General features: G+C 49.6%; 7 protein-coding genes. 3 read left to right on the top strand and 4 right to left on the bottom strand.

Annotated elements, in window-relative coordinates:
- On the top strand, nt 1-242 hold a 242-nt coding region (locus G8768_RS20885; protein WP_208020297.1), incomplete at its 5' end, for a hypothetical protein.
- A gap of 35 nt (nt 243-277) precedes the next feature.
- Here G8768_RS20885 and pssA read toward each other — a convergent pair.
- A complete protein-coding gene (gene pssA, locus G8768_RS20745) occupies nt 278-1,108 on the bottom strand; it encodes a CDP-diacylglycerol--serine O-phosphatidyltransferase (protein WP_166843608.1) in 831 nt (276 codons plus the stop codon).
- A gap of 159 nt (nt 1,109-1,267) precedes the next feature.
- Entirely contained in the window at nt 1,268-2,284 is a 1,017-nt protein-coding gene (gene ilvC, locus G8768_RS20740; protein ID WP_166843607.1) for a ketol-acid reductoisomerase, read from the bottom strand.
- Between the two features lie 131 nt (nt 2,285-2,415).
- On the opposite strand from ilvC, the gene ilvY reads away from it, so the two are divergent.
- Entirely contained in the window at nt 2,416-3,291 is an 876-nt protein-coding gene (gene ilvY, locus G8768_RS20735) for an HTH-type transcriptional activator IlvY (protein ID WP_166843606.1), read from the top strand.
- A gap of 75 nt (nt 3,292-3,366) precedes the next feature.
- On the opposite strand, the gene acs is transcribed toward ilvY, so the two are convergent.
- Complete coding sequence (acs, locus tag G8768_RS20730; RefSeq protein WP_166843605.1) at nt 3,367-5,304, bottom strand: acetate--CoA ligase; 1,938 nt, start codon at nt 5,302-5,304, stop codon at nt 3,367-3,369.
- Nucleotides 5,305-5,484: 180 nt separating this feature from the next.
- Here acs and G8768_RS20725 point away from each other — a divergent pair, with 180 nt between their 5' ends.
- The gene (locus tag G8768_RS20725; protein ID WP_166843604.1) at nt 5,485-5,835 is read left to right on the top strand and encodes a thioredoxin family protein; all 351 of its coding nucleotides are present in this window, start codon (nt 5,485-5,487) and stop codon (nt 5,833-5,835) included.
- A 17-nt stretch (nt 5,836-5,852) separates the two neighbouring features.
- Here the strand turns inward: G8768_RS20725 and panC are convergent, their stop codons facing one another.
- The gene (panC, locus tag G8768_RS20720; protein WP_166843603.1) at nt 5,853-6,704 is read right to left on the bottom strand and encodes a pantoate--beta-alanine ligase; all 852 of its coding nucleotides are present in this window, start codon (nt 6,702-6,704) and stop codon (nt 5,853-5,855) included.
- Nucleotides 6,705-6,712: the final 8 nt, after the last annotated feature.

The following is a 6,712-nucleotide window of genomic DNA, read 5'->3' as shown; positions in this document are numbered from 1 at the left end:
GCGTTGTTTTAAACAATCATCAAACCTTGAATCACTTGCCTGAAAAGCTGTGCTTTTCTGCTCTTCCCCGTCAGGAGAGGCGCGCATTATACGCAGACCAAAAACCTTGGCAAGCCCTTTTTGGAGTTTTTTTACAAAAACATTTCGAGACGCTTAATTTCGCATCAATTTGCAGTAAAACCACCAGAGAGCCAAACAGAAAGGCCGCCTTGCGGCGGCCTGTTTCCGACGGGAGCCTATAAACATAGACCACCCAATTAGGAATGCAAGAAAGGAATTATTCAGCCGCCTCAGGCGGACGAAACAGGCGCCAGCACCATAGCACGGGACCGGACAAGCCATACAAGCCAAAGATCACCAACAACATAGTAGAGGGCGCGCTGCTAACCACAGCAAAACCAATCACTACGGCCAACATCACCACAAACGGCACCCGACCACGCAGGTCGATACCCTTGAAGCTGTTGTACTTCACATTGGACACCATTAACAAGCCTGCAAAAATCGTCACCACAGCAACGATCACCGCCAATTCAGTAGACAGCAAAACGTCATTCCACTGCCATACGATGCCTGCAACGATTGCCGCCGCCGCGGGGCTCGCCAGACCAACAAAGTAACGTTTGTCGACTACATCGACCTGGGTATTAAAGCGCGCTAGACGCAGAGCCGCGCAAGCCGCATAGGTAAACGCAGCCGTCCAGCCAAATTTGCCCAGCTCAGCAAACCCCCAGGAGAACACCACCATTGCAGGCGCCAAGCCAAAAGAAACCATGTCCGACAGCGAGTCGTATTGCACACCAAATTCAGATGCCGTATTGGTCATGCGCGCAACACGGCCATCCAAGCCATCGAGAATCATCGCCACGAAGATCGCAATCGCTGCCGCTTCAAAATTTTGATGCATCCCCGCGATGATGGCATAGAAACCACTGAACAGAGCGCCAGTCGTAATCAAATTAGGTAAAAGATAAACACCACGGTGAACCACCTTCTGGCCATTTTCGGCCACTTCTTCTACGTGCTCATCGATGGGTAACAGATTTTCCAGACTTTTATCCTCGTCCGGAGTCTTGTCATTGTTGTCGTTGGTTTCTGGCTGAGTCATATAAATCCTGGAACTATACCGTCGTTGAGCCGCATCATACTGGGGCCAAGCGGCAATGACCAGAACCAAAAAGCCCCGGCAAGAGCCAGGGCTTAGAGGACCACCGATAACGGGGGCTATTGCTACGGTGCTTATAATTCTGCCTCGCGGGCGGCACCTTTAGTTTTTGCTTTTATCGATGATCTTGTTGGACTCAATCCAAGGCATCATGGCGCGCAACTCAGCGCCTACCTTCTCGATTGGGTGTGCCGCATTGTTACGACGATATGCTGTCATGGAAGGATAATTTGTCTGACCTTCAGTAATGAACATCTTAGCGTATTCACCATCCTGAATACGCTTCAGGGCATTACGCATAGCCTGGCGGGACTCTTCGTTAATCACTTCAGGGCCAGTCACATACTCACCATACTCCGCATTATTGGAGATGGAGTAATTCATGTTGGCAATACCACCCTCGTACATCAGGTCAACAATCAGCTTCAGCTCGTGCAGACACTCAAAGTAGGCCATTTCCGGGGCGTAACCCGCTTCCGTCAGGGTTTCGAAACCTGCTTTTACCAACTCAACCGCACCACCACACAGAACCGCCTGCTCACCAAACAAATCTGTTTCAGTTTCATCTTTAAAGGTAGTTTCGATAATACCGGAACGGCCACCGCCAACGCCCATCGCGTAGGACAGAGCAACTTCTTTCGCCTTGCCGGAAGCATCTTGATTAATCGCGATCAAATCAGGAATACCACCGCCGTTTACAAACTCATTGCGCACGGTGTGGCCAGGTGCTTTGGGCGCGATCATGATGACATCCAGATCAGCGCGAGGAACAACCTGATTGTAGTGAATCGCAAAACCATGAGCGAACGCCAAGGTAGCGCCTTGCTTGATATTTGGCTCAATCTCTTCAGCGTACAACTGACCCTGAAACTCATCAGGCGTCAGAATCATAACCACGTCCGCAGAAGCCACTGCGGCAGCCACTTCAGTTACCTTCAAACCATGTGCTTCAGCTTTAGCAACAGAGGAAGAACCCGCACGCAGGCCCACAGTTACATCAACACCGGAATCTTTCAGGTTGCAAGCGTGAGCATGGCCCTGGGAGCCATAACCGATAATGGAAACCTTCTTTCCCTGGATAATGGAAAGGTCGCAATCTTTGTCGTAATAAACCTGCATTTGTGCACTCCGAAAATTTCTCTAGCTGGCTCACTGCCATGCTTTAACGGAAGCAAGTCTAGTGCATTCTCAAGCATTGCGTAAAATGATATATTTGCAAAACAATATCCCATTTTTTGCAACATAGAGATATGGACAACAAAAGCCTGAAACTGTTTTTACACCTCGCTCAAAGCTTGCATTTCAGTCGCACTGCCGAAGCGATGAACCTCAGTCCTTCGGCATTGAGTCGACAAATCCAACAACTGGAGGAACGCCTGGAGTGCCAGTTGTTTGAGAGAGACAATCGTCAGGTAAGCCTGACCCCCCAAGGTCACAAGCTACAGCTTTATGCCCGGGAATCCCTTGAGCGCTGGGAAGAGTTTCGCCAGGAGCTACTGGCCAGCGATGGCGAGCTGACCGGTAATGTGAGCCTGTATTGTTCGGTTACCGCCAGTTACAGTTTGCTGTACCAGATTCTGAAACGCTTTCGCCAGCACCACCCCAAGGTTGAAATTAATCTTCATACGGGAGACCCAGCTGATGCCATTCGGCGAGTGCTGGCAGGCCATGAAGATCTGTGCATCACCGCCAAACCTGAAAAGCTGAGCAGGGATTTGAGCTTCCACAGCATGGTGCATTCACCACTACTATGCTTGCAGGCGCAAAAAGCCAGCATTCCCACCCCCAGCAGCGATAAAGATTGGGCCAACGTGCCGTTAATTATCCCGGAGACAGGTTTAACCCGCGAACGCCTTGACCAATGGTTTCAGAAAAAAAAGCTAAAACCCAATATTTACGCACAAGTCAGCGGGCATGAAGCTATCGTCAGCATGGTTGCCCTGGATCTTGGTTTGGGATTTGCGCCGCAAATTGTTGTCGATAACAGCCCCCAGGCAAAACAAGTTAAGCCTGTAAAAAACGGATTGCCGCTGGGGGATTACGATGTAGGCATTTGTACTCGAAGCAAACGCCTGGAGAAAGATAAAATTATCACCGCGTTTTGGCAGCTCTTAAGCGAGCATTAAAACGAACCAAAAGGGACAAGCAGAAGCTGTCCCTTTTGTTTTAACACACCTGCATTCATACAAGCTTTTTCGATCCTATTTGTTCAATCGATTATCGATTAACTCATCAACGACCGACGGGTCTGCTAACGTTGAAGTATCACCCAAGTTTTCCAACTCATTCGCGGCAACCTTACGCAAAATTCGACGCATGATTTTACCAGAGCGGGTTTTAGGCAAACCCGGAGCCCATTGAATCAAATCAGGCTTAGCGATCGGGCCAATTTCCTGATTACACATGGCGACCAATTCTTTTTTCAACTCATCCGAAGGTGCTTCACCATCCATCAAGGTCACGTAGCAGTAGATACCCTGACCTTTAATATCATGGGGGTAACCCACAACTGCCGCCTCAGCCACTTGCGAATGCAAACCCAAGGCAGATTCAATTTCAGCGGTGCCCATGCGATGACCGGAAACATTCAGGACATCATCAACTCGACCGGTAATCCAGTAGTAGCCGTCTTCATCACGGCGAGCACCGTCACCAGTAAAGTAATAACCGGGATAGGTGCTGTAATAAGTATCAATGCAGCGCTGGTGGTCACCATAAACAGAACGAATCTGCCCCGGCCAGGAAGATTTAATCGCCAAACTGCCCTCTCCCGGACCTTCCATTTCTTTACCCTCCGCATCCAGCAACACCGGCTCCACACCAAAGAACGGCAAGGTTGCCGATCCCGGCTTCAATTCGGTAGCACCCGGTAAGGGGGTCAGCATGTGGCCACCGGTTTCCGTCTGCCACCAGGTATCCACAATCGGACAACGCCCCTCACCCACCACTCGGTGGTACCACTCCCAGGCCTCCGGGTTAATCGGCTCGCCCACCGTACCAAGCAAACGCAATGAAGAGCGGTTACTGCGTTTTACAAACTCATCACCAGCGCCCATCAAAGCACGAATCGCGGTTGGTGCGGTATAGAAGGAATTTACGCGATGCTTATCAACCACATCCCAGAAACGGCCCGCATCCGGATAGGTTGGCACACCTTCAAACATCAAAGTAATCGCACCGTTTGCCAACGGACCATAAACAATATAGCTGTGGCCAGTTACCCACCCTACATCGGCGGTACACCAGTACACCTCACCTGGCTGATAATCAAAGGTGTATTTGTGAGTCATAGCCGCATGCAGTAGATAACCACCGGTGGTATGCATTACCCCTTTCGGTTTACCGGTTGAGCCTGAGGTATAAAGAATAAACAGTGGGTCTTCCGCAGCCATGGGCTCGGGATCACAATGCTCGTCGGCCGCAGGCACTGCCACGTGATACCAAATATCACGCTTATCCTCCCAGTCGATGGCGCCGCCTGTGCGCTTAACGACCAGGCAGGTATGAACATTCGGGCAATGCTCCAAAGCGCGATCTGCATTGTATTTCAGGGGAATTGCCTTGCCACCACGAACACCCTCATCGGCGGTAATCAGCACCTGACAATCCGAATCCAGAATACGATCTTTCAAGGCATCGGGAGAGAAACCGCCAAATACCACGGAATGAATCGCACCGATACGAGCACAAGCCAGCATCGCATAGGCCGCCTCAACAATCATCGGCATATAAATACAGACGCGATCGCCCTTTTTGACACCGCGAGCCTTTAAGGCATTGGCCAGCTTACAAACATGTTCGTGCAAATTGCGATAGGTAATGGTTTTGCTGTCGTAAGGGTTATCGCCTTCCCAGATAATCGCAGGCTCATCAGCTCTGTCGGCAAGATGGCGATCAATACAGTTCGTGGTGACATTTAACACACCATCTTCAAACCACTTGGCTTCGCCCTGGTTGAAATCGAATTCACGCACTTTAGTGAAGGATTTATCCCAATTGAGAAATTCATGGGCCTTTACCGTCCAGAACGCCTCTGGCTGCTCTACCGACTGCTGGTACATGGCCTCATAGCGCTCTTTATCAATATGAGCATTGGCCGCCAAAGCCTTGGGCACTGGGTAGATATGGGATTCTGACATGGGTATTCCTCCGCCATCGCTGTGTTATAAATTACTATCCTCTTATCATAACGACTGCAGAGCATTTGCCTAGTTCGACAAACGTCGAAAGCAGCATACTCACGGCGCGTACAAAGCATTGCCAACACCCACAAAAACTATAATGATTGCCCGATTAACTACGGCATTACGGGAATTACCATGACCATCGAAGAACTTGAACAACTCTGGCAAGTCGAGATCTCAAACTATCGAAGCCAATTAAATGGCCTGGATCTGGATTTAAGCGATGTACACATCAGCCTGCACAATGCCAGCTGGTGCCCGGATTGTGTTCGAGAAACCTCCGAGTTACTTGCTATCAAACAAGCTCTGAAGGAAAAAGCGCCTCACATCACATTGATCAGCTATGAGGACAAAGAACACTACATGAACAATAAATCGTCACTTGAGGTGAATTGCGTGCCCACCATTATTGCGAGTCGAGACGGGCAAGAATATGCCCGCATTGAGGAAAACTCCCAAGGGAAATTGTTGGAGCGACTTTCCTGAGAAAGCGTGAGAACTTTTTAATCCAACACCAGTGAAACATTATCAATCAGGCGAGCGCCCTCGGTATACATTGCCCCCAGAATGGTAATCGCCCGATCATCCACTGCCGCCATTTCCAGATCCTTGCTGTTGCAGATATTAAAATAATCCACACGAAAACCGGCCTGTTCGATCGCTTCGCGGGCCTGACTTTGCAACTTGCTGTAGTCACGCTCACCGGCCTTGATCGCCTCTGAGGTCGAACACAAGGTTTTATACAACACCTGAACTTTCGGGCGCTCCTCTTCGGTAATAAAACCGTTGCGGGAGCTCATTGCCAAGCCATCGTCTTCGCGATGAATCGGCGCTGCAGTGATCTCGATATCCATGCACAGGTCTTCAACCATACGACGGATAACCGCCAACTGCTGATAATCCTTAATACCGAACACCGCCTCGTCAGGTTCCACAATATGAAACAATTTGGTTACAACCGTAGTAACGCCCTCAAAGTGACCTGGACGACTGGCGCCACACAAAACATCGGTCATAGTCGGGCAGATCACTCGCGTCTGATTTTCCAACCCATTGGGGTACATTTCATTGTCATCAGGGTGGAACAAAAAGTCGCAACCAACACTGCGCAATTTTTCGCAATCATTCTGAAAGGTGCGTGGGTATTTGTCCCAATCTTCGTTCAAACCAAACTGCAAGCCATTCACAAAAATCGAGCACACGACAATATCGCAGGTTTCTTTCGCTGTGCGTACCAATTCCAAATGAGCATCATGAAGGTTACCCATTGTTGGTACAAAGCCAATGCGTTTGCCGGCCAGTCGCTCCGTCTTTAAAGACTGACGAAGTGTTTTAATATGATGAAAAACTTGCATGGAATGAT

The organism is Pseudoteredinibacter isoporae (assembly GCF_011602085.1).
Lineage (GTDB): Bacteria > Pseudomonadota > Gammaproteobacteria > Pseudomonadales > Cellvibrionaceae > Pseudoteredinibacter > Pseudoteredinibacter isoporae.
Note: the sequence above shows the minus strand (reverse complement) of the source record. Positions and strands in the feature narration are given on the sequence as shown.

Bases quoted from the DNA above. Each gene is read 5' to 3' on its own strand.
- ilvY (WP_166843606.1), top strand. From the start codon at position 2,416: ATGGACAACAAAAGCCTGAAACTGTTTTTACACCTCGCTCAAAGCTTG.
- ilvC (WP_166843607.1), bottom strand. From the start codon at position 2,284: ATGCAGGTTTATTACGACAAAGATTGCGACCTTTCCATTATCCAGGGA.
- acs (WP_166843605.1), bottom strand. From the start codon at position 5,304: ATGTCAGAATCCCATATCTACCCAGTGCCCAAGGCTTTGGCGGCCAAT.
- pssA (WP_166843608.1), bottom strand. From the start codon at position 1,108: ATGACTCAGCCAGAAACCAACGACAACAATGACAAGACTCCGGACGAG.
- G8768_RS20725 (WP_166843604.1), top strand. From the start codon at position 5,485: ATGACCATCGAAGAACTTGAACAACTCTGGCAAGTCGAGATCTCAAAC.
- panC (WP_166843603.1), bottom strand. From the start codon at position 6,704: ATGCAAGTTTTTCATCATATTAAAACACTTCGTCAGTCTTTAAAGACG.